Here is a 24,351-nt window from a genome sequence, read left to right as displayed (position 1 = left end):
GAGAGCGACGTGACCACGCGGCACCCCGGGGTGCGGCCTGGTCGCCGTCTTCGGGGGTGTCCACCGGACCGGCCGGGAGCGAACTCCCGGCAGGCCCGGCACCGGGTCAACCGGTCAGCAGCTGCCGCAGCCGCTGCTCGGGGCGACGGCCGACGGCGCGGGAGCGCCGATCGTCGGCAGGCCGAGCATCACACCCGCGGGCTTGGCGGCCGGGGTGGCCTGGCGCTTCTCCCAGGCGTCGCCCGCCCGGGTGCGACGTACGGCCAGTGTCGGGCCCTCGGCAAGCAGGTGGTGGGGGGCGGCGTAGGTGATCTCGACGGTCACCATGTCGCCGGGCCGCAGAGCGGAGCCGGCGACCGACAGCGCAGTGCCGGGCCGCAGAGCGGAGCCGGCGACCGACAGCGCGGTGCCGGGGTGCACCGGCTCTGCGGGCTGGCTGAAGTGCACCAGGCGGTTGTCGGGGGCACGGCCGGAGAGCCGGTCGGTGCGGTCGTCCTTCTTGCCCTCGCCCTCGGCGACCAGGACCTCCAGGGTGCGGCCGACCTGCTTCTTGTTCTCCTCCCAGGAGATCTCCTCCTGGAGGGCGATCAGCCGGTCGTAGCGCGCCTGCACCACGGCCTTGGGGATCTGGTTCTCCATGTCGGCGGCGGGGGTGCCGGGCCGCTTGGAGTACTGGAAGGTGAAGGCGTTGGTGAAGCGGGCCTCGCGGACCACGTGCATGGTCTGCTCGAAGTCCTCCTCGGTCTCGCCGGGGAAGCCCACGATGATGTCGGTCGAGATGGCGGCGTCCGGCATCGCCTCGCGCACCTTCTTGATGATCCCGAGGAAGCGTTCCTGCCGGTACGAGCGGCGCATCGCCTTGAGCACGGTGTCCGAGCCGGACTGCAACGGCATGTGCAGCTGGTGCATCACGTTCGGGGTCTCGGCCATCGCGGCGATCACGTCGTCGGTGAAGTCGCGCGGGTGCGGCGAGGTGAACCTGACCCGCTCCAGGCCCTCGATCTGCCCGCAGGCGCGCAGCAGCTTGGAGAAGGCCTCGCGGTCGCCCAGGTCGGAACCGTAGGCGTTGACGTTCTGGCCGAGCAGGGTGACCTCGACAACGCCCTCGGCCACCAGGGCCTCGATCTCGGCGAGGATGTCGCCGGGACGGCGGTCCTCCTCCTTGCCGCGCAGCGCGGGCACGATGCAGAACGTGCAGGTGTTGTTGCAGCCGACCGAGATCGCGACCCAGGCGGCGTACGCGGACTCACGCCGGGTGGGCAGCGTGGAGGGGAAGGTCTCCAGCGACTCCAGGATCTCGACCTGGGCCTTGCGCTCGACGGCGGCCCGCTCCAGCAGCGCGGGCAGATGACCGATGTTGTGGGTGCCGAAGACCACGTCCACCCACGGTGCCTTCCGCACGATGGTGTCGCGGTCCTTCTGCGCCAGGCAGCCACCGACGGCGATCTGCATCCCCTTGTGGCGGCTCTTGACGGGCGCGAGCTGGCCGAGGTTGCCGTACAGCTTGTTGTCGGCGTTCTCCCGCACCGCGCAGGTGTTGAAGACGACCAGGTCAGGGTCGTCACCTCCCTGCTCGGCCTTCACGTACCCGGCGTCCTCGAGCAGACCGGCGAGGCGCTCGGAGTCGTGGACGTTCATCTGACAGCCGTACGTGACGACCTTGTAGCTCTTGGAATCCTGGCTCGTACCCACGGACCCAAGCGTACGAGACGGCAGTCCGCCCGCGTGACCCTCTCCCGTTCACGGCCCGCGCCTGGCAGGATCCCCCGCATGACTTCCGCGCCGGGCACCGTGCTGCGCGCGGTGGCCCGCAGCCGGCTCGGCCGGGTGGCCGCCGCGCTGCTGCTGGTGTTCGGCGCGCTGGTCGGCTGGTGGCGGAGCAGCGGGAACACGGACGGCTACCCCAGCGGCGAGGCCGCTCTCGCGACCGGGGTGTCACGCGGGGTGTACGACCGGTACGGGCTGCTGCTGCACGTGTACCTGGCCGACAACATGCCCAGGCTGAAGCTGCGGCTGGACAACACCCAGGGCTCGATCGACAACCTGGAGCGGGTGGCCTCCGGCCAGGACGCCTTCGCGATAGCGACCGCCGACGCCGTCGCGGACTACCCGGCCGCGAAGAGGTCCCGGCTGCGGGGGATCGCCCGGCTGTACGACGACTACCTGCAACTGGTCGTCCCGGCGAACTCGCCGGTGCACCGGGCTGCGGACCTGCGCGGGCTGCGGGTGGGCGTCGGCGGCGGCCTGTCCGGGGTGAACCTGGTGACCAGACGGCTGCTGGCCGGCGCCGGTCTCGACCCGGACCGCGACATCCGCGCGTCCATGCTGGGTGTCGGGGAGGCTGCCGACCAGCTGAGCGCGGGAAAGCTGGATGCCTTCTTCTGGTCCGGCGGCCTGCCGACCTCGGCGCTGACCGATCTCTCCGAGCGCTTCCCGATCCGGATCGTCCCGCTCGGCGACCTGGCCGAATCGGTGTACCAGCAGGAGGGCGGCGGCACCGATGCCTACCGGGCCGCGACCATCCCGCCCGACGCCTACCCCAAGGCGCAGAACAGCGATACGGCGGTGCCCACGCTCGCGGTGCCCAACCTCCTGGTGACCAGGGACGATGTCGATCCGCGCCTGGTGCAGGGCCTGACCAAGGCGGTGATCGACAGCCGGGACTCGATCGGTGCCAAGGTGCACGCCGCCCAGCTGGTGGACCTGCGCACCGCCGTCTACACCGACCCGCTGCCGCTGGCCGAGGGCGCCCGCCGCTACTACACCTCGGTCAAGCCCTGAGGTTCTTCAGGGGCGCGAGGCTCTGCGGAAGATCTCTCCGAGGGTCACCGAGGAACGGTGAGGGTCACGGCGAGGCCGCTCGGCTCCACCGGGGCGAAGTCGAGTGAGCCGCCGCCCGCCAGCAGCAGGGTCCGGGCGATGGAGAGGCCGAGCCCGGAGCCGTCGATGTTCTGGTGCCTGGGGCTGCGCCAGAAACGGTCGCCGATCCTGGCCAGTTCGTCCTCGGTGAGCCCGGGGCCTTCGTCGGTGACGGTCAGGGCGACCTCGCGCTTGCGCGTCTCGATGCCCAGCAGGACCCGCCCCCCGGCCGGGGTGAACTTGAGCGCGTTGTCGAGCACGGCGTCGAGCGCGCTGCCGAGGCCGATCGGGTCGGCCAGCGCGCGGGCCGACGACGGACCTTCCCAGTCCAGCTGCTGGCCGCGCTGCTCGGCGACCGGGCGCCAGGCGTCGATCCTGGCCAGTACCAGGGCGGTCAGGTCGATCTGCTCGGGCTCGGGGCGGGCGTGTTCCGCGGTGGCCAGGCCCAGCAGGTCGTCCAGCACCCGGGCCAGCCTGACCCCCTCCTCGCGGACGCCGCCGAGCTCCTCCTCATGGCCCTCGGGCAGCTCGAGGCCGAGCAGTTCGACCCGCAGCAGCAGGGCTGCGAGCGGGTTGCGCAGCTGGTGCGAGGCGTCCGCGACGAAGGCCCGCTGCTGGTCCATGGCCAGCACCACGTTGTCCGCCATGTGGTTGAACGAGCGGGCGAGGCGCCGGAGCTCGGGCGGTCCCGCACTGGCCGCGACCCGGGCGTTCATCCGTCCGGTCGCTATGTCGTGGGTGGCCCGGTCCAGGGTGCGGACCGGGCGCATCACCCAGCCGGTGAGCCGTACCGCGAGCAGCACGGCGACGCTCATGGCCAGCGCCTCACCCGCGCCGAGCAGCAGCCAGCGGTGCAGTATCCGGGACCGCAGTGGCCCGGTCGGGGAGTCGGTCACCACCACGGCCACCACGTCGCCGTCGCGGACCACGGGGGTGGCGACGGTCAGCGTCCGGTTCGGGGTCCAGGGCCAGACCGGCGGAGGGTTGTAGCTGCGACGGCCGGCCAGCGCCTCCTGGAAGGCCTGGGCGCCGACACCGCTCGTCGGCACCCGCCAGCCCTCGGGTGCGCTGGCCACGACGCTGCCGTTGCGCTGGAAGATGCCGATCCGGATGCCGTACAGGTCGTGGTAGCGCACGGCCTCGACGGCCAGTGCGTGCGTGCGGCCGTTGTCGCCCGGGTCCGGGACGGGGTCCCCCTTGATCGCGGTGTCCGCGCTGGGGCGGCCCTGGGTGGGCAGGTCCTGGGCGAAGCGGGCCGCGTCGTCGATCCGGTCCACCACGACCCGGCTCTGCTCGGCCGCCGCGATGGCAACCGCCAGCGGCACCCCGAGGGCAGCCAGTACACAGGCCATCAGGGAGAGCAGGATGCCGAGCAGACGGTTGCGCACCCGCGGTCAGCGCCCCGGTTCGGGGGCGGTCGCATCCGTCCCGGCGGGCTGTTCGGGGATCAGCCGGTAGCCCACGCCCCGGACGGCCTCGACCAGTCCCGGCAGACCGAGCTTGTTGCGCAGCGACCCGACGTGCACCTCCAGGGTGCGGCCGTTGCCCTCCCAGCCGCTGCGCCAGACCTCACTGAAGATCTGTTCGCGGCGGTAGACCACGCCCGGGCTCTGCGCGAGCAGTGCGAGCAGGTCGAACTCCTTGCGGGTGAGCGGCACATCGCGGCCGTCCACGCTGACCCGGCGGCGCTCCCGGTCGATCGAGATGCCGCGCGACTCCAGCGATCCGGGCTGCGCGGGGCGCTCACCGGACTCGGAGGCGGGTGCGGCGGCCAGGCCGCGGCGGGCCACCGCGTGGATCCGGGCGAGCAGTTCGCCCATGTCGTAGGGCTTGGTGACATAGTCGTCGGCGCCCAGGTTGAGACCGTGGATCCGCGAGCGGACGTCGGCCCGCGCGGTCACCATGATCACCGGCACCGCGCTGTGCGCGCGGATCCGGCTGCACACCTCGAAACCGTCCCGGTCGGGCAGCCCGAGGTCGAGCAGGACCACCCGGTACGGCTCGTTGCCGTCGGGTACCAGCGCATCCAGCGCCTCGTGCCCGCTGCGGGCGTGGCGGACCTGGAAACCGTGCCGGCCGAGTACGGCCACCAGTGCCGCGGCGACTCGTTCGTCGTCCTCGACGAGCAGCAAGCGCATCCCTGCCTCCTTTCCGTGGCCTGTCCTGTGGGTGAACGTTCCGGGTCCTGGCCCGGTCCTTGCGGAGTATGGTCGAGTCCCCTCCCTCCTGTCATCAGGCCGCGGTCACTCGCTCGTTCGTCTCCGGGTGCTTCACCCGGTTCCGGCGCCCATTCTCCGGGGTCGGCCCGCCCCCGGGCACTTCGGCCCGGCACCGGCGCTCCCTCCTTCGGCCCGGCCGCCTCCCACCCGTCGCTCTCGGCGCCGGTGTGTGCGTACTGCGTGGCCGGATCGTGATGCTCAAGTTCCCCTCAGATCGGCTGACATGACATCGTCGGCGCTCCTATGGTCTGCCCACCGGGGGCTGCGGGCTCCGCCGGCTTTCGGCCCCCGGAACTACTGGCACCACTGGCACCACCAGCACCGCAGTCCGGGGGACTCCCCGGGTCGGACCCGAGGGAGCATGGCGCGATGACCGAGACCACCGTCGACGACTCCCAGCGCACTCCCCTGGTCGTAATGAGCGGCGTCAACAAGCACTTCGGGGCACTGCACGTGCTCCAGGACGTCGACCTGGAGATCGCCCGGGGCGAGGTGGTGGTGCTGATCGGTCCTTCCGGGTCCGGCAAGTCGACCCTGTGCCGGACGATCAACCGGCTGGAGACCATCGACTCCGGCAGCATCACCGTCGACGGCAGGCCGCTGCCCGCCGAGGGCCGGGAGCTGGCCAGGCTGCGGGCCGAGGTCGGCATGGTGTTCCAGAGCTTCAACCTCTTCGCGCACAAGACCGTGCTGGAGAACGTGGTGCTCGCCCAGGTGAAGGTGCGCAAGGTGCCGAGGGCCGAGGCCGAGCAGACCGCCCGCACCCTGCTGGACCGGGTCGGCGTGGGCGCGCAGGCCGAGAAGTACCCGGCCCAGCTCTCCGGCGGTCAGCAGCAGCGCGTGGCGATCGCCCGCGCGCTGGCGATGAAGCCCAAGGTGATGCTCTTCGACGAGCCCACCTCGGCCCTCGACCCCGAGATGGTCAACGAGGTGCTGGAGGTCATGCGCTCGCTCGCCGCCGAGGGCATGACGATGGTCGTGGTGACGCACGAGATGGGCTTCGCCCGCTCTGCGGCCAACCGCGTGCTGTTCATGGCGGACGGCCGGATCGTCGAGGAGAACTCCCCGGAGGCGTTCTTCACCGCACCGCGCAGCGACCGCGCCAAGGACTTCCTTTCGAAGATCCTGCACCACTGAGAGCTCCTCTGATCTAGCGTCAGAGCCGATCCCGGCGGCCGGGCCCGAAGGCGTGCCCTGCCACACCGGTGGGGCGCGTGGGCACCGCGCCAGGAACTCCAAGACCCAGCAGCCCGGTTGACCCGCGGCCAAGACCGAGGAGAGCAAACCCTCATGAGGACCCGTCGCACCATCGCCATCGCCATGTCCGTGCTCACCCTGACCGCCGTCGCCGCCTGCGGCAAGAGCGGTTCGCCCAACGACTCGGCCGATGGCACCAGCGCCGCTCCGCAGCTCCCGACGTACCAGGTGAAGACCGACGTCAAGCTGGACAACTCGCCGACCTACGCCGCCGCCAAGAAGCGCGGCAGGCTGGTCATCGGCGCCAAGTCCGACCAGCCCTTCCTCGGCTTCGAGGACCTCTCGGCCGGTTCCGGTGCCAGTGCCCGGTCGGGCTTCGACATCGAGATCGCCAAGATGATCGCCGCCGACCTCGGCTTCAGCCCCTCCCAGATCGACTGGAAGACGATCGTCTCGGCCAACCGCGAGAACGCCATCTCCAGCGGCCAGATCGACTACTACGTCGGCACCTACACCATCAACGCCGGCCGCAAGGCCCAGGTCTCCTTCGCCGGTCCGTACTACGTGGCCGGCCAGGACCTGCTGGTGCTGAAGAGCAACACCGACATCACCGGGCCCGATTCGCTCAAGGGCAGGGCCGTCTGCACCGTCGCCGGCTCCACCTCGATCGCCAACATCGAGAAGTACGGCGCCAAGGTGACCAAGTACGACGCCTACTCCCAGTGCGTGGACAAGCTGCTGACCAACGAGGTGGACGCGCTCACCACCGACGACGCGATCCTCAAGGGCTACGCCGCCAAGAACCCCGACAAGCTCAAGGTGGTCGGCAACCGCTTCACCCAGGAGCCGTACGGCGTCGGCCTGGCCAAGGACGACAAGGTCCTGCGCGACGCGATCAACGACGCTCTCAAGGCCCACGAGGACAACGGCGACTGGAAGAAGGCGTACGACGCCACCCTCGGGCGCTCCGGCGCCGGCGCCCCGCCCGTCCCCGCCCTGGACCGCTACTGAGCCCGGACATCGACGACCGTTCAGGTCTGAGATCCCCCTGACTATCTGACAGTCCCTTTGATCGAGAGGAGGGCCGCCGGCATGGGCATACTCTTCGAGGACGGCAACTTCGCGCTGTTCCGAGACAGCTTTCTGCAGACGGTCGAGCTCAGCGCGCTGAGCGCACTGCTCGCGCTGCTGATCGGTACCCTGCTGGCGGCTTTCCGGGTCTCCCCGGTACCGGCGCTCCGCGCCTTCGGCACCGTCTGGGTCAACGTCTTCCGCAACACCCCGCTGACGCTGCTGTTCTTCGCGGTGGTCTTCGGCCTCCCCAGGCTCGACGTCCACTACTCCAGCTTCGTCTTCGCGGTGCTCGCGCTCGGCATCTACACCGCCAGCTTCGTCTGCGAGGTGCTGCGCGCGGGGATCAACACGGTGCCGCTGGGGCAGGCCGAGGCCGCCCGCAGCCTGGGCATGGGCTTCGGCCAGACCCTGACCCTGATCGTGCTGCCGCAGGCGGCGCGCACCGTACTGGGCCCGATGAGCAGCGTCTTCATCGCCCTGCCCAGGAACTCGGCGATCGCCGGCGCGTTCAGCATCTCCGAGCTGTACGGAGCCCAGCAGACCCTGAACGAGCGCGGTTACAGCATCCTCACGATCTTCTTCTGGGTGGCCCTGGCCTACCTGTTCCTGAGCGCTGTGATCGGCCTGATCTTCCGTTTCCTGGAGAACCGACTGGCGGTGGCCCGATGAGCTCCTCCTCCTCGACCGTCCTGTACGACGCCCCGGGCCCGCGTGCCAAGGTCCGCTACCGCGGCTTCGGGGTCCTCTCGCTGCTCGGCATCGCGGCCCTGCTCTGGTACGCGTACGACCGCCTCGCCAGTACCGGCCAGTTCAGCGCCGCGATGTGGAATCCGTTCCAGTACACGGCAGTTCAGCAGCGGATCGTCGACGGCCTGCTGAACACCCTGAGCGCCTTCGGCGTTGCCGCGGCCCTCTCGCTCGTCCTGGGCGCCCTGCTGGCGGCCGGCCGGCTCTCGGACCACCGGCCCGTCCGCGCGGCGGCCACCGCGATCGTGCAGTTCTTCCGCGCGATGCCGCTGCTGATCATGATCTTCGCGCTCTACCACTCGATGTTCGCCACCTCCCCGTTCTGGGCGCTGGTCACCGGTCTGACGCTCTACAACGGCGCCGTCCAGGCCGAGATCATCCGTGGCGGCGTCAACGCGGTGCCGCGCGGCCAGAGCGAGGCCGCCTTCGCGCTCGGACTGCGCAAGAGCCAGGTGATGCTGACCATCCTGGTGCCGCAGGCCGTCCGATCGATGCTTCCCGCGATCATCGGCCAGCTGGTGGTCACCCTCAAGGACACCTCGCTCGGGTGGTTGATCACCTACTCCGAGCTGCTCTACGTGGGGAAGCTGATCGCGAGCAACACCTCGACCCCACAGGGCTACCCCTACATCCCGGTTACCATCGTGATCAGCGTGATCTACATCGGTATGTGCCTGGCTCTGACGGCGCTGGCGAAGTGGATCGAGGCGCGCGGACGCCGCGGCGCGAACCGGCGTACATCGGTCGCTGCTTGACGGACACGCAGGCGATCTGTTGCATTGCTCTTCGTGACACCACCCGGGACCTCCTGCGCGACAGCCGGCGCCGCATCGGCCGCCTCCCTCGTCCGCCGCGCGTGCGCGGAGGTCCCGACGCCTGCCCAGGCCCGGACGGAGGTCCCCACGTGGACCCCGTGATCGTGGTCGGCGCCGGCCCGGTCGGCCTGGCACTGGCACTCGCCCTGGCCCGGCACGAGGTCCCCAGTATCGTCCTGGACGAAGGCGCGGGCGTCTGCCCCGAAGGCCCCCGCACCGTCGTCCTCGGCGACGACAGCACCACCCTGCTCACCCGGCTCGGCTACACCAGGGCCGCCTCCGACGCCGCCCGCTGGGACACCTTCGGCATCTGGCGCCGCCGCTCCGAGGTGCTGCGGCTCGCCCTGGACGAGACCCCGGTCCTCCACCTCCCGCAGCACCGCCTGCAACGCGGCCTCAGAGACGCCGTCACCGCCACCCCGCTGATCCAACTCAGCCCGCTCAGCCGGGTGATCGAACTCGACCAGGACCGGGACGGCGTCAGCGTCCGCACCCAGCACACCCAGGACGGCACCCACACCTGGTGGCGCGGCAGCCACCTGGTCGGCTGCGACGGCGCCCGCTCGGGAGTCCGCAGGCTGCTCAAGATCCGCTTTCCCGGGCGCCCGGCCGTGGACCGGCACGCCGTCGCCACCGTCCGCGTCGACCTGCCCTTCCCCGGCGAGGCCCGCATCCACCGCGAACCCCCGTGGCGCGGCGACCGCGAAGCCGCCGCCCGCCCGCTGCCCGACGGCCTCTGGCGGCTCGACTGGCGGCTGCCCCCGGGCCGCCCCGCCCCCACCGCTCCGGTCGACCCGCACGCCACCTGGCCCGGCATCGTCACCGGTGACACCCTGCTCACCCGGGTCAACTCCACCCTCACCGGCTGGTGCGGCGAACTGCCCAAGTACGAGCTGCTCGCCGCCGCCGACCACACCTACCAGCAGCGCCTCGCCGCCCGCTTCCGGGTCGGCCGCTGCTTCCTCGCCGGGGACGCCGCCCACCTGCACGGCGCCCTCGGCATGCAGAACCTCGTGGACGGCCTCCGGGACGCCGACAACCTCTCCTGGCGACTCGCCCTCGCCTGGCACCTGCACTCCGGCGGACCGCAGCCGGGCGGCTCGCTGCTCGACGGGTACGAGGCCGAACGGCGCGGCGCGGTCGGCGCACGGCTGCGCGCGGTCGACCAGGCCATGCCGCTGCTGCGGCCGCTGCGCGGCTGGCAGCAGACCAGGCGTTCGCTGCTCACCGGTTCCTTCCGCAAGCACGCCCCGCTGCTCGCCGACGGCCAGCTCGGCACCGGCCGCTTCGGCGGCGCGCCGGCGTACCCCGCGGCGCCGTCCGGCGTACCCGGCCGGGTGCCGGTGCAGCGCGGGGCCCGCCGAGGCACCGCGCTCACCGAGCGCCTGCCCGCGACCGCCCCCGGCGTACTCGTCCCGGACGTACCCGTGGTCACCATGGAGGGCTCCGCCGACTTCCTCCGGGCCCGGCTGGGTGCCGGATTCCTGCTGCTACTGGTGGCCCCCGGCACCGCCGTCTGGTCCTCCCAGCACTGGCTGAGCGCCGGGCTGATGCCCCAACTCGCCGAGGTCGCGGCCGCGTTGCCGGTACCCGCCGAGGTACTGGTCACCGAGAGGTACCCGGGCGCCGAGCCGCACACCGTCCTACTGGTACGCCCCGACGGCCACCTGGTCGGTACCACCCACGGCTGCCACGCCGAGGACCTCCAGACCCTCGCCGACCGCGCCCGTGGCGGCCCGGCATCCCTCACCGGCGCAGAAAGCTGACTGCCCCACCCCCGGGCACGAGGTCAGCCATGCACCCTCCAGGGGCGCGAGGAACTGCGCGAAACGGAAGGTGACCACGTGCAGCCGGGCCCGGCGGGCCAGTTGCGCCTCGTGACCCATCGGTGAGGTGGTGCAACTTGTCGACCGCAGGTCGGTGCGGCGCCGTTGCCTTCCGATTCGCGCAGTTCCCCGCGCCCCTATTGGTTCGCCCTTGCCCCTGAGGTTCGCCCGCGCCCCTGTGTGGTTCGCCCGCGCCGGAGGGGGCCGCGTGTCAGCGGGCGAACTCGGTGACCCGGCTCTCCCGTACCACGGTGATCCGGATCTGTCCGGGGAAGGTCAGCTCGTCCGCCACCTGCTTGGCCACCTCACGGGCGATCAGCTGCGCACCCAGATCGTCCACCACCTCCGGCTGGACCATCACCCGCACCTCCCGACCGGCCCGCATCGCGAACACCTTCGCCACCCCGTCGTGGGCCGCGGCGATCTCCTCCAGCCGCTCCAGCCGCCGCACATACGCCTCCAACGACTCCCGCCGCACCCCCGGCCGGCCACCCGAGCAGGCGTCGGCGGCCTGGGTCAGCACCGCCTCGACCGTACGGGGATCAATCTCGCCGTGGTGCGCCTCGATCGCGTGCACCACCTCGGCCGACTCCCCGTGCCGCCGGGCGAACTCCGCCCCGATCGCCGCATGGCTGCCCGCGATCTCATGGCTCATCGCCTTCCCGATGTCGTGCAGCAGCGCGGCCCGCTTCACCACCCCCGCGTCCACGCCCAGTTCGGCCGCCATCATCCCGGCGATGTGCGCGGACTCCACCAGATGCCCGAGCACGTTCTGCCCGTACGACGTCCGGTACCTCAACGTACCCAGGGTACGGACCAGTTCGGGGTGCATATCGTCGATTCCGGTGACCACCAACGCGTCCTCACCGGCCCGCAGGCAGAGCCGCTCGACCTCGGTCCGGCTGCGCTGATGGAATTCTTCGATCCGAACCGGGTGGATCCGGCCGTCCGCGACCAGCGCTTCCAGGGTGAGCCGGGCCGTCTCCCGGCGCACCGGGTCGAAGCAGGAGAGCTGGACCAGCCCGGGGGTGTCGTCCACGACCAGGTTGACCCCGGTGACGGCTTCGAAGGCGCGGATATTGCGGCCCTCGCGTCCGATGATCCGGCCCTTCAGGTCCTCGCTGGGCAGCCGGAACGCGGTGACCACCGTCTCGGCGGTCTGCTCCCCGGCCAGCCGCTGGATCGAGGCGGCGATGATCTCCCTCGCCCGCTGGTCCCCCTCCGCCTTGGCCCGCCGTTCGATCTCCCGTACGGCCAGGACGGCTTCACGCCTCGCCTCGGCCTCGACCGTCTGCACAAGCTCTGCCCTGGCCTGGTCCACCGTCAGCCCGGCAGCCCGCTCAAGCGCGCCCTGGGACTGCGCCTCCAACGCCCGCACCTCGGACTGCCGCTTGTCCAACTCGGCGGAGCGAAGGGCCAGTCCGGCCTCCTGCGCATGCAGATGGCGAAGCTCCTCGGAGAGTCGCTCCTCCCGGCGATCGAGTTCGGCGCGCAGCTGCGCGGCGTGCCCCTCGGCCAATTCGTGCGCCCTGACCGCCTCCTCGGCGGAACGCCGCCGGGCCGCCCGCGACTGGCTCACCATCAGGACGGCCACCAGGACCAGGAGGAGCAGACAGAGCAGACTCACCGAGAGAACGGCGGCCGTTGGCCCGACACCCGTCGCGAGTTTCATCCGCACCACTCCCCGTCCCTGCGCGCTCGGCCGCCCCCGTGGTGAGGGAGCCCGAGGTCCCGCAGGGCGATGAGCAGCATCGGACCGGCTCCGACCGGCCCGCTGGGCCCGACGTTTACGGTCCTGCACACACGATCCGATGCGTTCGTGCCGGAGCAGAAGCCCGGCAGGATGCATGATCGAAGTGATCCCTCACTGCTTGTGAGGCTAGGTGCGGGTTACGAAACGGTCAAGATGCGATCGCCACTCGACCGCCCCTGCCCTGTTCCACTGTCACCACTCCTGCGCGGGCTCGCCGCCCTCCGCTCCTTCGTCACAGAGCGCCTCCCGCACCACCCTGAAGGCCAGACCCTCGGAGTAGCCACGCCTGGCCAGCATGCCGACCAGGCGCCGGACCCTGGTGTCGCGCTCCAGCCCTCGGGTGGCCCGGAGCTTGCGATCCACCAGTGCGCGGGCGGCCTGTGCCTCGTCGTCGGCATCCAGCTGGGCGACGGCCTGTTCGACGACCTCCCCCGCCACTCCCTTGGTCCGGAGCTCCTGGGCCAGCGCCCGCCGGGACAGGCCTCGGACGGCGTGCCGGGACTCGACCCACGCCTCGGCGAAGGCCGCGTCGTCGATCAGCCCGACCTCCTCGTACCGCGAGAGCACCTCCTCGGCGATGTCGTCGGGGATCTCGCGCTTGCGCAAGGCATCGGCCAGCTGCTTTCGGGTCTTGGCGGTGCCGGTGAGCAGGCGCAGGCAGATGTCCCGCGCCTTGGCCGCAGGATCGGCCGGCTCCTCCCGCAGCGGGCGCGCCGACGCCGTCGACCGCTCCGCGCGAGCGCCGCGCCCCTCCCCCCGGGCGCTGCGACTCCGCTCCCGTCGGGGCCGGTCGGGAGCGGCTCCGGCAACAGCCGAGACGGACGACTCGGCCGAGGCTGAGGGCTCCCCCTCGGCCGCCACCGCCGTACGTCGCCGACGCCGGCCCGAAGGCAGCTCGGACGCACGGAGCACCCCGAGCTCCGAGGCCACGTCCGGCGGGGGCTCCTCCTCGGCGCTGCCGGTCCACCAGTCCGGTGGGCCGTGGTCGCCGGGCTCGGCCCCCGGCGACCGCTCATTCTCGTAGATCAACGTGCTCAGGCCTTGGCGGCCGCCGTCTTCTTCGCCGCGGTCTTGGCTGCCGTGGCGGTGATCGGCTTGGCGGCGCCCTCGGCCTCGGCGACCGGAGCGGCGGTCTCACCGGCCGGGTCGGCCTTCACGCCGATGCCCAGCTTGTCCTTGATCTTCTTTTCGATCTCGTCGGCCAGCTGCGGGTTGTCCCGCAGGAAGTTGCGGGCGTTCTCCTTGCCCTGGCCGAGCTGGTCGCCCTCGTAGGTGTACCAGGCGCCGGACTTACGGATGAAGCCGTGCTCGACGCCCATGTCGATCAGGCCGCCCTCGCGGCTGATGCCGACGCCGTAGAGGATGTCGAACTCGGCCTGCTTGAACGGTGCAGCCACCTTGTTCTTGACCACCTTGACCCGGGTACGGTTGCCGACCGCCTCGGTGCCGTCCTTCAGGGTCTCGATACGGCGGATGTCCAGACGCACCGAGGCGTAGAACTTCAGCGCGCGGCCACCCGTCGTGGTCTCCGGGGAGCCGAACATCACACCGATCTTCTCGCGCAGCTGGTTGATGAAGACCGCAGTGGTGTTCGACTGGTTCAGCGCGCCGGCGATCTTGCGCAGCGCCTGGCTCATCAGCCGGGCCTGCAGACCGACGTGCGAGTCACCCATCTCGCCCTCGATCTCCGCGCGCGGGACGAGCGCCGCGACGGAGTCGATGATCACCAGATCAATCGCGCCGGAGCGGATCAGCATGTCGGCGATCTCCAGGGCCTGCTCACCGGTGTCCGGCTGGCTGACCAGCAGCGCGTCGGTGTCCACGCCCAGCTTGCGGGCGTACTCCGGGTCGAGCGCGTGCTCGGCGTCCACGAACGCGACCGTGCCGCCCATGCGCTGGGCGTTGGCCGCCAGGTGCAGGGTCAGCGTGGTCTTACCGGAGGACTCGGGGCCGTAGATCTCGACGACTCGGCCGCGCGGGATACCGCCCACGCCGAGGGCGACGTCGAGGGCCGTGGACCCGGTGGGGATCACGTCGATCGGGGCACGGGACTGGTCGCCGAGGCGCATCACCGAGCCCTTGCCGAACTGCCGCTCAATCTGGGCGAGTGCGGTCTCAAGAGCCTTCTCGCGGTCCGTACCTGCCATGGCTTCCACCCTCGGGTTCTGTGCTGTGCGCTTCATCGTCCTCGACGCTAGCGCGTCCCACCGACAATCGACCCAGATCGGGCTCCGCCTGTGGAAAACTCGTCGCCGAACAGTATAGGGAACAGGCGTTCGAATCCACCGAGAGCGGCTACCTGTTCTCGCCGTCCCCGCCCTGACCTGCGGAATCGTCCACTCCGCCGCCGCCGACCATCCGCCGCAACCGGCGCGCGGTCTCCAGTCTGCGCTCCCTGGCGGCCCGCTTGCGTTCCTCCCCGCGGTCGATTCGGGGGTCGGTCGCCACCTCGTACCGCCGGACATAGCTCCCTACGAAGCCCTGCAGGGTGGCGGCGGCCGGGATCGCGATCAGCGCGCCGACCGCACCCAGCAGCGCGGCCCCGGCGATCACCGCACCGAAGGCCACCGCCGGGTGCACGTCCACCGTCTTCGCGGTGATCCTGGGGTGCAGCAGGTAGTTCTCGATCTGCTGGTAGACGATCACGAAGGCCAGCACCCAGAGCGCGTCCACCGGCTCCAGGGTGAGCGCGACGATCACCGGCAGTGCCCCGGCCAGATAGGTGCCGATGGTCGGCACGAACTGCGACATCACGCCGACCCAGACCGCCAGCGCTCCCGCGTACGGCAGGCCGAGGATCACGAACACCACCCAGTGCGCGATGGCCGAGGCGACCGCCAGCAGAGCCCGGGAGTAGAGGTAGCCGCCGGTCTTGGCCAGCGCGATCTCCCAGGCCCTCAGCACCTCCGCCTGCTTGGCGGGCGGCAGCAGCGAGCAGACCGTCCGCCGCACCCGGGGGCCGTCGGCGGTGAAGTAGAAGGTGAACAGGCCGACGGTGAACGCCTGGAACAGCCCGCCGATCAGCGTGCTGGACAGGCCCCACACATTGTCGGCGGCCTGCTGGGCGTACTTCTCGATGCTCCCGGAGTCCTTGAGCACCCGCTCGTGGAGCTGATCCATCGACAGATTCTGATGGAACGTCCGATTGATCCAGTCGATCAGATTGTTGACCAGGTGCGGCAGATCGCCGGCGATCTTCGCCACCTGGTCGACCAGCAGGGTGCCGAGCGAGGTGAGAAAGCCCGCGACGGCAATTGCGAGGCCGATGAAGACCAGGAAGGTACCGAGCCCGCGCCGTATGCCACGGGCGGCCATCCGGTCCACCGCCGGTTCGATCGCCAGCGACAGGAAGAAGGACACCAGCAGCATCACGAAGAGGTCGATGAGCTGGTGGAACGCCCAGTCGGCGAGCTTGAACGCGCCGACCAGCAGCAGCGCCAGCATCATCGCCTTCGGCAGCCAGCGGGGCATCGCCTCGCCCCACAGGGCGCCTCTTCGGGCGGGTGGGGAGTCGGCGGTGGAGGAGGAGGTCCGGTCGGTATTCTGGGGCTCTTCGCTGCTAACCACCCGCCCAGTCTCACCCATCGCCCGATCCGATCCGGGCGGCCCCCGCCCCGGTGAGTCGGGCCCCGCCCAGGGCCGGACCGCTCGGCGCAGCGGTGCCGGACGCTCAGCGCAGCAGTCCGCAGACCCCCTGGCTGTCGCAGACCACCCGCCAGACGTCCTTGGCCTCCCAGCCGGCCTCCAGCGCCTGCCGGACCGTCCGCCCGCCGAGCTCGGTCATCACATGGTCGCTCGCGAAGGACTCCGCGTACGCCTCACCGAAGTGCTCGTACATCCGTCGCCAGAACTCGGTCAGCCTCATGCGCTCCAGTATCCCCTCCGCTACCGCGCAGCCCGCTGGAGCTCCTGCCACTCGGCCCGCTCCAGGACGTACTCGACCTCACCGTGCTCGGAGCCCTCGATGGCCTCGGGCCAGTCCGCGAAGAAGGTGCGGACGTAGCGCAGCCCGGACTTCTCCATCACCCGCCGCGACCTGTGGTTGACCGTCATGGTCTGTGCGAACACCCGCTCCACGCCGAGCTCGGTGAACCCCCTGCGGATCAGCGCGCGCGAGCCCTCGGTGGCGTAGCCGCGCCCCCAGGCCGGACGCCGCAGCCGATAACCGAGCTCCACCTCCCGGGGGCGGTCGGGCTCCGGCGGCCGGAACTCGAACCAGCCCAGGAACTCACCGCTCGTCCGCTCCAGCGCGGCCCAGTGGCCGAAGGCGGGAAAGCGCCGGTAGGAGGAGAAGTAGACCGGCAGGACTGTGCCCTCCACCTCCTCGCGGGGCGTGGCCCGGCCGCCGGTGAGCCAGCGCATCACCTCGGGATCGGAGTCGAGCTCCACCAGGAGGTCGGTGTCTCCGGGGGTGAACCGGCGCAGGACCAGGCGTTCGGTCTCCAGATGAACCATCATCGGCCGATGATGCCCGAGCCGGCCGCCCCGCCGCCCGCTATTTTCCGGGCAGCGCCAGCACCCCCGCACCGTAGTAGTCGCGCTCCGTGCAGCGGCCCTTGCCGAGCGGGCAGTTGGCCGCAGCCGCCTGGAGCAGCAGCGCGACCGTCTGGCCCGGCCCCCAGTCGACGTGTTCGGCGGCCACCACGGCGACGGCCCCGGTGACGTGCGCCGCGGCCATCGAGGTACCGGCCAGCGCCGCGTACTGGCCGCCGGGCCAGTCCGAGACGATCGCCCCGAGCACCCCGCCGTCCGGATCGCCGCCGGGGGCGGTCAGCGAGATCCGGCCGCGCCCGTAGTTGGAGTACGCCGTCGGCATCCCGCTGCGGTCCACCGCGCCGACCGTCAGTACTCCGGGCAGTTCGCCGGGCAGGCGGATGCACTCGGTGCCGAGGTGGCGGTCCTGCGCCGGTCCCGACACCCGGTCGTTCGGGCTGCGCTGGTCGGCCCGGGCGGCGCCGAGGTCCTGCCCGTCGTTGCCCGCGGAGGCCACCACCACGGCGCCCTGCCGCTGGGCGTAGGCGACGGCCCGGCCGACGGCCATGATGAGCGCGGACTGGTCCGGGTCCTCGGGGCAGTTGTACTTCCAGGGGTCGGCGAAGTAGCTGTCGTTGATCGCCTTGACACCGTGGTCGGCCGCCCAGAGCAGGCCGCAGACGATGTTCTCGGCGTAGTACTGGCCGAGCGGTCCGAGCAGCCGGACGGCGGCGATCCGTACGCCGGGGGCGACTCCGGTCACGCCCTTGCCGTCCTGGGCCGCGCCGACGATCCCGGCGACATGGGTGCCGTGCCCGCTCTCGGTCACGCCCGGGTCGGGGCGCCAGGCGCCGTACCGGGGATCGGGACGGCCGTCGGCGCAGGAGGCCGAGGCCTGGGGGTCGACGGCGCCGCGCAGGTCGGGGTGGGTGTCGTCGACGCCGGAGTCCAGTACCGCCACGATCACCCGGCGCAGCTGCTGGACGGAGGGCAGCGGCCGGTTCGGGGCCCGGTCGGGGGCCGGGGTGCGCAGCAGCGCGGTGTCACCCCTCGGGCCGTCGACCGCACCGATCATGGCGAGGTTCCAGTCGGCGGACTCGGCGGGGTCGGGCATGGTGGCCTCGCTCTCGTCCCCCGCCTCGCCGGACCCCCCACCGGCGGCCGGCTGCGGGCCACCCCCGCCGTCGACCGGAGCCCGGCCTCTCCCTGCGGCACCGAGAGTGCCGCCGCTGCGCCGGAAGTCGCCGACGCCGGTGAGCGGGCCGGGCGGGCCCGGTACGGCGGACGTCCTGGTCGCCCCGACGGCCACGACCCCGGGCCGACCGCGCAGCCGGTCGCCGAAGCCGCCGCTGCCGTACGCGAGCACGCCCCCGATCTGCGGGTACTCCTGGACCACCCGCCCGCCCGCCGACCTGGCCTGTTCGGCCGCCTGCGCAGTGCCCTGGGCATCCTGCCGGTCGGCCAGGACCAGGTAGCTGAGGTACGAGCGGCCCGAGCCGGACATGTAAGGGACGGCGCCGCCCAGCAGCAGGGCGGTCAGCAGCATGGCGAACAGGGCTCGCACCGGGACGCTCGGATGCTTGGCGGGCTTGCCGTCGGCCGGGTCTACCCGTTCCATCGCGCCGCCTCCGCTCCTCGGGACCCCGTGATCACCTGGCTGAGACATCACGATATGAGCGGATTGTCCTAATTGCCTGATCGGCTAGGTCAGACGGCCCCTCACCGAGGCTCCGAGCCCCGTCGTCACCGGCGCCCTGCGCACGCAGGAAGCGGCGGCGGCCCCGTTGTCAGTGGCACGCTGCACCATGGGGGCATGGCGCGACGCACCACCGCAGACCCGATCGACGCCCCCGACCCGCTCGCGGGGTTCGCCCCCGCGACCAGGGCCTGGTTCGCGGGCGCCTTCACCGCGCCCACCACGGCCCAGTCCGAGGCCTGGGCCGCCATCCAGCGGCAGACGGACGTCCTGGTGGTCGCGCCCACCGGCTCCGGCAAGACGCTGGCGGCCTTCCTCTCCGCACTCGACCGGCTCAGCAGCACCCCACCCCCGGCCGATCCCAAGCACCGCTGCCGGGTCCTCTACATCTCGCCGCTCAAGGCCCTCGCGGTGGACGTCGAGCGCAATCTCCGCGCCCCGCTCGCCGGGCTGCGTCAGGCCGCCGTCCGGCTGGGGCTGCCCGAGCCCGAGGTCCAGGTCGCCATCCGCTCCGGCGACACCCCGGCCGCCGACCGCCGCCGCTTCGCGACCCACCCTCCGGACATCCTGATCACCACCCCCGAGTCGCTCTTCCTGCTGCTCACCTCCGCCTCCCGGGAGGCGCTGCGCGGCATCGACACGGTGATCCTGGACGAGGTCCACGCCGTCGCGGGCACCAAGCGCGGTGCGCACCTGGCGCTCAGCCTGGAGCGGCTGGACGAGCTGCTGGAGCGCCCGGCCCGCCGGATCGGCCTCTCCGCGACCGTCCGCCCGGTCGAGGAGGTGGCCAGGTTCCTCAGTCCGCAGCGCGGGGCCGCGATCGTCCAGCCGCCCTCCGCCAAGCAGTTCGACCTCTCGGTGGTCGTGCCGGTGCCCGATCTGGACGAGCTGCCCGCCAACGCCGACGACGACCCGTCCCGGCAGGCGTCGATCTGGCCGCACGTCGAGGAGCGCATCGTCGACCTCGTCCAGGCCCACCGCTCGACCATCGTCTTCGCCAACTCCCGCCGCCTCGCCGAGCGGCTCTGCAACCGGCTGAACGAGATCGCCGTGGAGCGCGCCACCGGTCGCCCACTGCCCGAGTCGCACGCGCCGGCACAGCTGATGGCCGAGTCCGGCGTCGCGAAGGGCGCCCCGCCGGTACTCGCCAGGGCGCACCACGGCTCGGTCTCCAAGGAGCAGCGCGCCCTGGTCGAGGAGGAACTGAAGGCCGGCCGGCTCCCCGCCGTGGTGGCCACCTCCAGCCTGGAGCTGGGCATCGACATGGGCGCGGTGGAGCTGGTGGTCCAGGTGGAGTCTCCGCCCTCGGTCGCCTCCGGCCTGCAGCGGGTCGGCCGGGCCGGGCACCAGGTCGGCGCGGTCTCCACCGGCGTGGTCTTCCCCAAGTACCGTGGCGACCTGGTGCAGTCGGCGGTGGTGACGGAACGCATGCGCGGGGGCCGGATCGAGGCCCTGCGCGTCCCGCGCAACCCGTTGGACGTCCTGGCCCAGCAGCTCGTGGCGATCACCGCCCTCGACACCTGGGACGTGGACGAGCTGCTCACCCTGGTCCGGCGGGCCGCGCCCTTCGCCTCCCTGCCGCAGTCCGCCTTCGACGCCGTGCTCGACATGCTCGCCGGCCGCTACCCGTCGGACGCCTTCGCCGAGCTGCGGCCCCGCCTGGTCTGGGACCGGGTCGCCGGGACGGTGGCCGGCCGCCCCGGCGCCCAGCGCCTCGCCGTCACCTCCGGCGGGACGATCCCCGACCGCGGCCTGTTCGGCGTCTTCATCGCCGGCACGGACCCGAAGAAGGGAGGCGGCCGAGTAGGAGAGCTGGACGAGGAGATGGTGTACGAGTCCCGGGTCGGCGATGTCTTCACCCTCGGGACGACCTCCTGGCGGATCGAGGAGATCACCCACGACAAGGTGCTGGTCACCCCGGCACCCGGCATCCCCGGGCGGCTGCCGTTCTGGAAGGGCGACACCCTCGGCCGCCCACTCGAACTCGGCCGCGCCGTGGGCGCCTTCGTCCGCGAGCTGGGCGCCCTCCTACCTGAGGAGGCCACCGCGCGCCTGCGCGCAGCCGGGCTGGACGACTGGGCCTCGGGCAATCTGCTCACCTATCTCGCCGAGCAGCGCGCCGCCTGCGGCCACCTGCCCGACGACCGCACCATCGTGGTCGAGCGCTTCCGCGACGAGCTGGGCGACTGGCGGATCGTCATCCACTCCCCCTTCGGCGCCCAGGTGCACGCCCCCTGGGCGCTCGCCCTCGGTGCCCGTCTGCGCGAGAAGCACGGCCTCGATCCGCAGGTGATGCACGCCGACGACGGCATCGTGCTCCGCCTCCCGGACGCCGACCTCCTCGACTTTCCGTCGGAGAAACCCGTCACGGACGAGGCCCCGGTCGGCGCCGACGCCGCGCTCTTCGACGCCGAGGAGATCGAACAGCTCGTCACCGACCAGGTCGGCGGCTCCGCGCTGTTCGCCTCCCGCTTCCGCGAGTGCGCCGGGCGCGCCCTGCTGCTCCCCCGGCGCAGCCCGGGGCGGCGCACGCCCCTGTGGCAGCAGCGCCAGCGCGCCTCCCAACTCCTTGAGGTGGCAGCCGAGTACGCCTCCTTCCCGATCGTCCTCGAAGCCGTCCGCGAGTGCCTCCAGGACGTCTTCGACGTACCTGGGCTGGTCGAGTTGATGCGCGATCTGGAGTCGCGCGCCGTACGGCTGGTGGAGGTCACCACCCCCGAACCCTCCCCCTTCGCCCGCTCGCTGCTCTTCGGCTACGTCGCCCAGTTCCTGTACGAGGGGGACTCCCCGCTCGCCGAGCGGCGCGCCGCCGCACTCTCGCTGGACTCCCGGCTGCTCTCCGAGCTGCTCGGCCAGGCCGAGTTGCGCGAGCTGCTCGACCCGGCCGTGCTGGCCGAGTTGGAGGCCGAGCTTCAACGCCTCACCCCCGACCGCCGGATCAAGGACGTCGAGGGCGTCGCCGACGCACTGCGGCTGCTCGGGCCGCTCAGCGAGGCCGAGTTGACGGCACGGGGCGCCGAACCGCTCTGGCCGCTGGAGTTGGAGGCCACCCGCGGCGCCATCCAGGTCCGGATCGCCGGCGAGCCCCGCTGGGCGGCGATCGAGGACGCCGGGCGGCTGCGCGACGCCCTCGGCACCCCGCTGCCGGTCGGCGTCCCGGAGGCGTTCACCGAGCCCGTCAAGGATCCCCTCGGCGATCTGCTCGCCCGGTACGCCCGTACGCACGGCCCGTTCACCGGGGCCCAGGCCGCTTCGAGATTCGGCCTGGGCACAGCCGTGGTCACCGGCGCCCTGCACCGGCTCACCGCCGCCGGCCGCCTGGTCCAGGGCGAGTTCCGCCCGGTCGAGGGCCACACCGCCACCGTCGAATGGTGCGACGCCGAAGTGCTGCGCAGACTACGCCGCCGCTCACTGGCCGCGCTGCGCCAGGAGGTCGAGCCCGTCCCGCCGCGTGCACTGGCCGCCTTCCTGCCGCAGTGGCAGCATCTCGCGGGCCACCGCCTGCGCGGCCCGGACGGCCTGCTGCGCGTGGTCGAGCAGCTCCAGGGGACGGCACTGCCCGCCTCCGCGCTGGAGAAGCTGATCCTCCCGGCCCGGCTGGCCGACTACACCCCGGGGATGCTGGACGAGCTCACGGCGGCCGGTGAGGTCGGCTGGTCCGGCGCGGGCGCCCTGGCCGGCAAGGACGGCTGGATCAGCCTGCACCTGCCCGACTCCGCCCACCTGCTGCGCCCCGAACCCGTACCCCCCGCCGTGACACCGGTGCACACCGCCCTGCTGGACGCCCTCGCCGGCGGGTACGGCCTGTTCTTCCGGCAGCTTGCCGAGCGCGTGCCCGACACACCCGAGCCCGAAATCGTCGAGGCCCTCTGGGACTTGGTCTGGGCCGGTTACGTGACCAACGACACTCTGGCGCCGCTGCGTGCCCTGCTCGGCTCCGGCCGTACCGCCGGCGCGACGGCGCACCGCGCGCCCAGGTCGACGCCGCGCGGCCGGTACGGCGGGGCGGGCCGGGGCTTCGGCCGCCCGGCGAGCGCGCTGCGCTCCGGTCCTTCCACGGCCGCCGGGCGCTGGTCGCTGCTGCCCGAGTTCTCCGATGACCTGACCACCCGGGCCGCCGCACAGGCGCAGTGCCTGCTCGACCGGCACGGTGTGCTCACCAGGGGCACGGTGGCGGCCGAGCGCGTCCCGGGCGGCTTCGCGGGGGTGTACCGGGTGCTGTCCGCCTTCGAGGAGCGGGGGCGGGCCCGGCGGGGCTACTTCGTCGAGGGTCTCGGTGGCGCCCAGTTCGCCATGGACGGCGCCGCCGACCGCCTGCGCGCGGTCAACGGCCGGCTGGAGCGGGCCGCCGCCACCGAATGGCCCGGCAGCGGCACGGGCACCGAGCCGCCCCAGGTCCTGGTGCTGGCCGCCGCCGACCCGGCCAATGCGTACGGCGCCGCGCTGCCCTGGCCCGAGCCACCGGCCGTACCGGGCGCCAAGCCCGCTGCCGCCGCCCATCGCCCCGGCCGCAAGGCAGGCGCCCTGGTGGTGCTGGTCGACGGCGAGCTCGCCCTCTACGTCGAGCGCGGCGGGAAGTCCCTGCTGGCCTGGCAGAGCCGATCCGCCCCGGTCGAGGCGCTGGCGGAGGCGGTCCGCCACGGCGCCCTGGGCAGCAGCGTCACCATCGAGCGCGCCAACGGCGAGGCCGCACTCACCTCCGAGCTCGGCCGCCTGCTGGAGGAGGCCGGTTTCCACCCCACCCCGCGCGGCCTGCGCCTGCGCAGCTGACCGGCACGCAGGGGAGCCCGCAGCACCGTGCGCCCGGTAGGGGCACGGTCCTGCGGGCTCCCCGGCCGGATGGAGATCCGGAAAAGCTTTCGGAACGGCTCAGAGGTGTCGGTCAAGTGGCGCAGCCGGTTCCCCCGCCGACGGTTCACCCGTACGGCGTTGTGGTTCGGTCAGCCGACGGTTGCTGTGCACCGGGACGAAGCCGATTCCCCAGCTTCCCGCAGCGAGCATTCCCAGCGCTGCGCCACCGCTCCGGAGCCCGGTGCCCAGCAGCAGCCCCCAGCACAGCACACCGAGCACCACGGCCGTGCCCCAGCGCCGATCCTGGCCTATTCGCCCGAGGACGTTCAGTCGTACGTCGGCACACGCCGACCGGACCCTTCGCACCATCGGCCTCCTTCACTCGTCCCCCGCAGCGCACGGGGAGGGCGAGGTCCGGTCAGGCCGCCACCACGTCCACGGCCGCAGCCTTGGGCGAGATGCCGCTCATCCGGTCGCCGGGAGCGGGCAGCGGAACCGGTTCGAGTACCGGCCTCAGCAGCTCACCCTCCGAGAGGGTGGCCATTGCCGCAAGTTCGGCGAGCGACAGCTCGTCGCTGACCTCGCGCATAACCTCGGACATCCGGACATCGAGTGCGTCGCAGATGGCGGAGAGCAGCTCGGAGGACGCCTCCTTCTGCCCCCGCTCGACCTCGGAGAGGTAACCGAGCGAAACCCTGGCGGCCGCCGACACCTCGCGGAGTGTGCGGCCCTGGCGCTGGCGCTGCCGACGCAGTACATCGCCCAGTAGGCGACGGAGCAGGATCATCGGTGCCTCCCTCCTCGGACTGCGGATCGAGATGTCACGCCCCCACCGTACCGCCTTGTCCGCATCGCGTGCGGGGACCATGGTCGTGTTCACTCTGGGCTGCAAGGCTGTCCC

General features: G+C 72.1%; 19 protein-coding genes. 7 read left to right on the top strand and 12 right to left on the bottom strand.

Features of this window, described 5'->3' with window-relative positions; translation table 11 throughout:
• Positions 1-114 precede the first annotated feature (114 nt).
• Entirely contained in the window at positions 115-1,692 is a 1,578-nt protein-coding gene (miaB, locus tag P3T39_RS23200) for a tRNA (N6-isopentenyl adenosine(37)-C2)-methylthiotransferase MiaB (protein ID WP_280700552.1), read from the bottom strand.
• 78 nt (positions 1,693-1,770) lie between these two features.
• On the opposite strand from miaB, the gene P3T39_RS23195 reads away from it, so the two are divergent.
• The gene (locus tag P3T39_RS23195; protein WP_280700550.1) at positions 1,771-2,781 is read left to right on the top strand and encodes a TAXI family TRAP transporter solute-binding subunit; all 1,011 of its coding nucleotides are present in this window, start codon (positions 1,771-1,773) and stop codon (positions 2,779-2,781) included.
• A gap of 44 nt (positions 2,782-2,825) precedes the next feature.
• Here P3T39_RS23195 and P3T39_RS23190 read toward each other — a convergent pair whose 3' ends face one another.
• Together P3T39_RS23190 and P3T39_RS23185 are read right to left on the bottom strand one after the other, a co-directional pair.
• Positions 2,826-4,247 carry a HAMP domain-containing sensor histidine kinase gene (locus tag P3T39_RS23190; protein ID WP_280700548.1) on the bottom strand — a complete coding sequence of 474 codons (1,422 nt, stop codon included), beginning with the start codon at positions 4,245-4,247 and terminating at the stop codon, positions 2,826-2,828.
• 6 nt (positions 4,248-4,253) lie between these two features.
• Positions 4,254-4,997: a response regulator transcription factor gene (locus tag P3T39_RS23185; RefSeq protein ID WP_280700546.1), complete on the bottom strand. Its 744-nt coding sequence runs from the start codon at positions 4,995-4,997 to the stop codon at positions 4,254-4,256.
• 450 nt (positions 4,998-5,447) lie between these two features.
• Between P3T39_RS23185 and P3T39_RS23180 the strand changes: the two genes are divergently transcribed.
• The 5 genes from P3T39_RS23180 (at position 5,448) to P3T39_RS23160 (ending at position 10,677) form a co-directional block, all read left to right on the top strand.
• Entirely contained in the window at positions 5,448-6,215 is a 768-nt protein-coding gene (locus P3T39_RS23180; RefSeq protein ID WP_348534379.1) for an amino acid ABC transporter ATP-binding protein, read from the top strand.
• A gap of 153 nt (positions 6,216-6,368) precedes the next feature.
• Positions 6,369-7,286: a glutamate ABC transporter substrate-binding protein gene (locus P3T39_RS23175; protein ID WP_280700544.1), complete on the top strand. Its 918-nt coding sequence runs from the start codon at positions 6,369-6,371 to the stop codon at positions 7,284-7,286.
• Between the two features lie 81 nt (positions 7,287-7,367).
• The gene (locus P3T39_RS23170; protein WP_280700542.1) at positions 7,368-8,018 is read left to right on the top strand and encodes an amino acid ABC transporter permease; all 651 of its coding nucleotides are present in this window, start codon (positions 7,368-7,370) and stop codon (positions 8,016-8,018) included.
• Positions 8,015-8,851 carry an amino acid ABC transporter permease gene (locus P3T39_RS23165; RefSeq protein ID WP_280700540.1) on the top strand — a complete coding sequence of 279 codons (837 nt, stop codon included), beginning with the start codon at positions 8,015-8,017 and terminating at the stop codon, positions 8,849-8,851. The genes P3T39_RS23170 and P3T39_RS23165 overlap by 4 nt, the downstream gene beginning before the upstream one ends.
• Before the next feature lie 149 nt (positions 8,852-9,000).
• Positions 9,001-10,677: an FAD-dependent monooxygenase gene (locus P3T39_RS23160; protein ID WP_280700538.1), complete on the top strand. Its 1,677-nt coding sequence runs from the start codon at positions 9,001-9,003 to the stop codon at positions 10,675-10,677.
• Between the two features lie 271 nt (positions 10,678-10,948).
• On the opposite strand, the gene rny is transcribed toward P3T39_RS23160, so the two are convergent.
• From rny to P3T39_RS23125, 7 genes are all read right to left on the bottom strand, one after another.
• Positions 10,949-12,409 (bottom strand): ribonuclease Y, encoded by a 1,461-nt coding sequence (gene rny, locus P3T39_RS23155; RefSeq protein WP_280700533.1) that lies wholly within the window; start codon positions 12,407-12,409, stop codon positions 10,949-10,951.
• A 273-nt stretch (positions 12,410-12,682) separates the two neighbouring features.
• Positions 12,683-13,519: a recombination regulator RecX gene (recX, locus tag P3T39_RS23150; RefSeq protein ID WP_280700531.1), complete on the bottom strand. Its 837-nt coding sequence runs from the start codon at positions 13,517-13,519 to the stop codon at positions 12,683-12,685.
• Positions 13,520-13,524: 5 nt separating this feature from the next.
• Positions 13,525-14,637 carry a recombinase RecA gene (recA, locus tag P3T39_RS23145; RefSeq protein WP_280700529.1) on the bottom strand — a complete coding sequence of 371 codons (1,113 nt, stop codon included), beginning with the start codon at positions 14,635-14,637 and terminating at the stop codon, positions 13,525-13,527.
• A 148-nt stretch (positions 14,638-14,785) separates the two neighbouring features.
• Positions 14,786-16,057: an AI-2E family transporter gene (locus P3T39_RS23140; RefSeq protein ID WP_348534378.1), complete on the bottom strand. Its 1,272-nt coding sequence runs from the start codon at positions 16,055-16,057 to the stop codon at positions 14,786-14,788.
• Between the two features lie 103 nt (positions 16,058-16,160).
• Positions 16,161-16,355, bottom strand: coding sequence for a DUF3046 domain-containing protein (locus tag P3T39_RS23135; protein WP_280700526.1), 195 nt, complete (start codon positions 16,353-16,355; stop codon positions 16,161-16,163).
• A 20-nt stretch (positions 16,356-16,375) separates the two neighbouring features.
• The gene (locus P3T39_RS23130) at positions 16,376-16,948 is read right to left on the bottom strand and encodes a GNAT family N-acetyltransferase (RefSeq protein ID WP_280700524.1); all 573 of its coding nucleotides are present in this window, start codon (positions 16,946-16,948) and stop codon (positions 16,376-16,378) included.
• 37 nt (positions 16,949-16,985) lie between these two features.
• On the bottom strand, positions 16,986-18,581 hold the full coding sequence (locus P3T39_RS23125) for a S8 family serine peptidase (RefSeq protein ID WP_280700522.1): 1,596 nt from the start codon (positions 18,579-18,581) through the stop codon (positions 16,986-16,988).
• A 195-nt stretch (positions 18,582-18,776) separates the two neighbouring features.
• Between P3T39_RS23125 and P3T39_RS23120 the strand changes: the two genes are divergently transcribed.
• Complete coding sequence (locus tag P3T39_RS23120; RefSeq protein ID WP_280700520.1) at positions 18,777-23,429, top strand: ATP-dependent helicase; 4,653 nt, start codon at positions 18,777-18,779, stop codon at positions 23,427-23,429.
• 99 nt (positions 23,430-23,528) lie between these two features.
• Here the strand turns inward: P3T39_RS23120 and P3T39_RS23115 are convergent, their stop codons facing one another.
• Both P3T39_RS23115 and P3T39_RS23110 read right to left on the bottom strand, forming a co-directional pair.
• Positions 23,529-23,819: a hypothetical protein gene (locus P3T39_RS23115; RefSeq protein WP_280700518.1), complete on the bottom strand. Its 291-nt coding sequence runs from the start codon at positions 23,817-23,819 to the stop codon at positions 23,529-23,531.
• Positions 23,820-23,868: 49 nt separating this feature from the next.
• Positions 23,869-24,237 carry a helix-turn-helix transcriptional regulator gene (locus P3T39_RS23110; protein ID WP_280700517.1) on the bottom strand — a complete coding sequence of 123 codons (369 nt, stop codon included), beginning with the start codon at positions 24,235-24,237 and terminating at the stop codon, positions 23,869-23,871.
• Positions 24,238-24,351: the final 114 nt, after the last annotated feature.

Origin of the sequence: Kitasatospora sp. GP82, from assembly GCF_029892105.1 — a bacterium.
Taxonomy (GTDB): Bacteria; Actinomycetota; Actinomycetes; order Streptomycetales; family Streptomycetaceae; genus Kitasatospora.
The sequence above is the reverse complement of the archived record's forward strand: the minus strand, read 5'-3'. Positions and strand labels throughout refer to the sequence as shown.

What these genes read in the sequence shown, in the direction of transcription:
- P3T39_RS23195 (WP_280700550.1), top strand. Translation starts at nt 1,771, where the DNA reads ATGACTTCCGCGCCGGGCACCGTGCTGCGCGCGGTGGCCCGCAGCCGG.
- P3T39_RS23185 (WP_280700546.1), bottom strand. Translation starts at nt 4,997, where the DNA reads ATGCGCTTGCTGCTCGTCGAGGACGACGAACGAGTCGCCGCGGCACTG.
- P3T39_RS23180 (WP_348534379.1), top strand. Translation starts at nt 5,448, where the DNA reads ATGACCGAGACCACCGTCGACGACTCCCAGCGCACTCCCCTGGTCGTA.
- P3T39_RS23175 (WP_280700544.1), top strand. Translation starts at nt 6,369, where the DNA reads ATGAGGACCCGTCGCACCATCGCCATCGCCATGTCCGTGCTCACCCTG.
- P3T39_RS23170 (WP_280700542.1), top strand. Translation starts at nt 7,368, where the DNA reads ATGGGCATACTCTTCGAGGACGGCAACTTCGCGCTGTTCCGAGACAGC.
- P3T39_RS23165 (WP_280700540.1), top strand. Translation starts at nt 8,015, where the DNA reads ATGAGCTCCTCCTCCTCGACCGTCCTGTACGACGCCCCGGGCCCGCGT.
- rny (WP_280700533.1), bottom strand. Translation starts at nt 12,409, where the DNA reads ATGAAACTCGCGACGGGTGTCGGGCCAACGGCCGCCGTTCTCTCGGTG.
- recA (WP_280700529.1), bottom strand. Translation starts at nt 14,637, where the DNA reads ATGGCAGGTACGGACCGCGAGAAGGCTCTTGAGACCGCACTCGCCCAG.
- P3T39_RS23135 (WP_280700526.1), bottom strand. Translation starts at nt 16,355, where the DNA reads ATGAGGCTGACCGAGTTCTGGCGACGGATGTACGAGCACTTCGGTGAG.
- P3T39_RS23130 (WP_280700524.1), bottom strand. Translation starts at nt 16,948, where the DNA reads ATGATGGTTCATCTGGAGACCGAACGCCTGGTCCTGCGCCGGTTCACC.
- P3T39_RS23125 (WP_280700522.1), bottom strand. Translation starts at nt 18,581, where the DNA reads ATGGAACGGGTAGACCCGGCCGACGGCAAGCCCGCCAAGCATCCGAGC.
- P3T39_RS23120 (WP_280700520.1), top strand. Translation starts at nt 18,777, where the DNA reads ATGGCGCGACGCACCACCGCAGACCCGATCGACGCCCCCGACCCGCTC.
- P3T39_RS23115 (WP_280700518.1), bottom strand. Translation starts at nt 23,819, where the DNA reads ATGGTGCGAAGGGTCCGGTCGGCGTGTGCCGACGTACGACTGAACGTC.
- P3T39_RS23110 (WP_280700517.1), bottom strand. Translation starts at nt 24,237, where the DNA reads ATGATCCTGCTCCGTCGCCTACTGGGCGATGTACTGCGTCGGCAGCGC.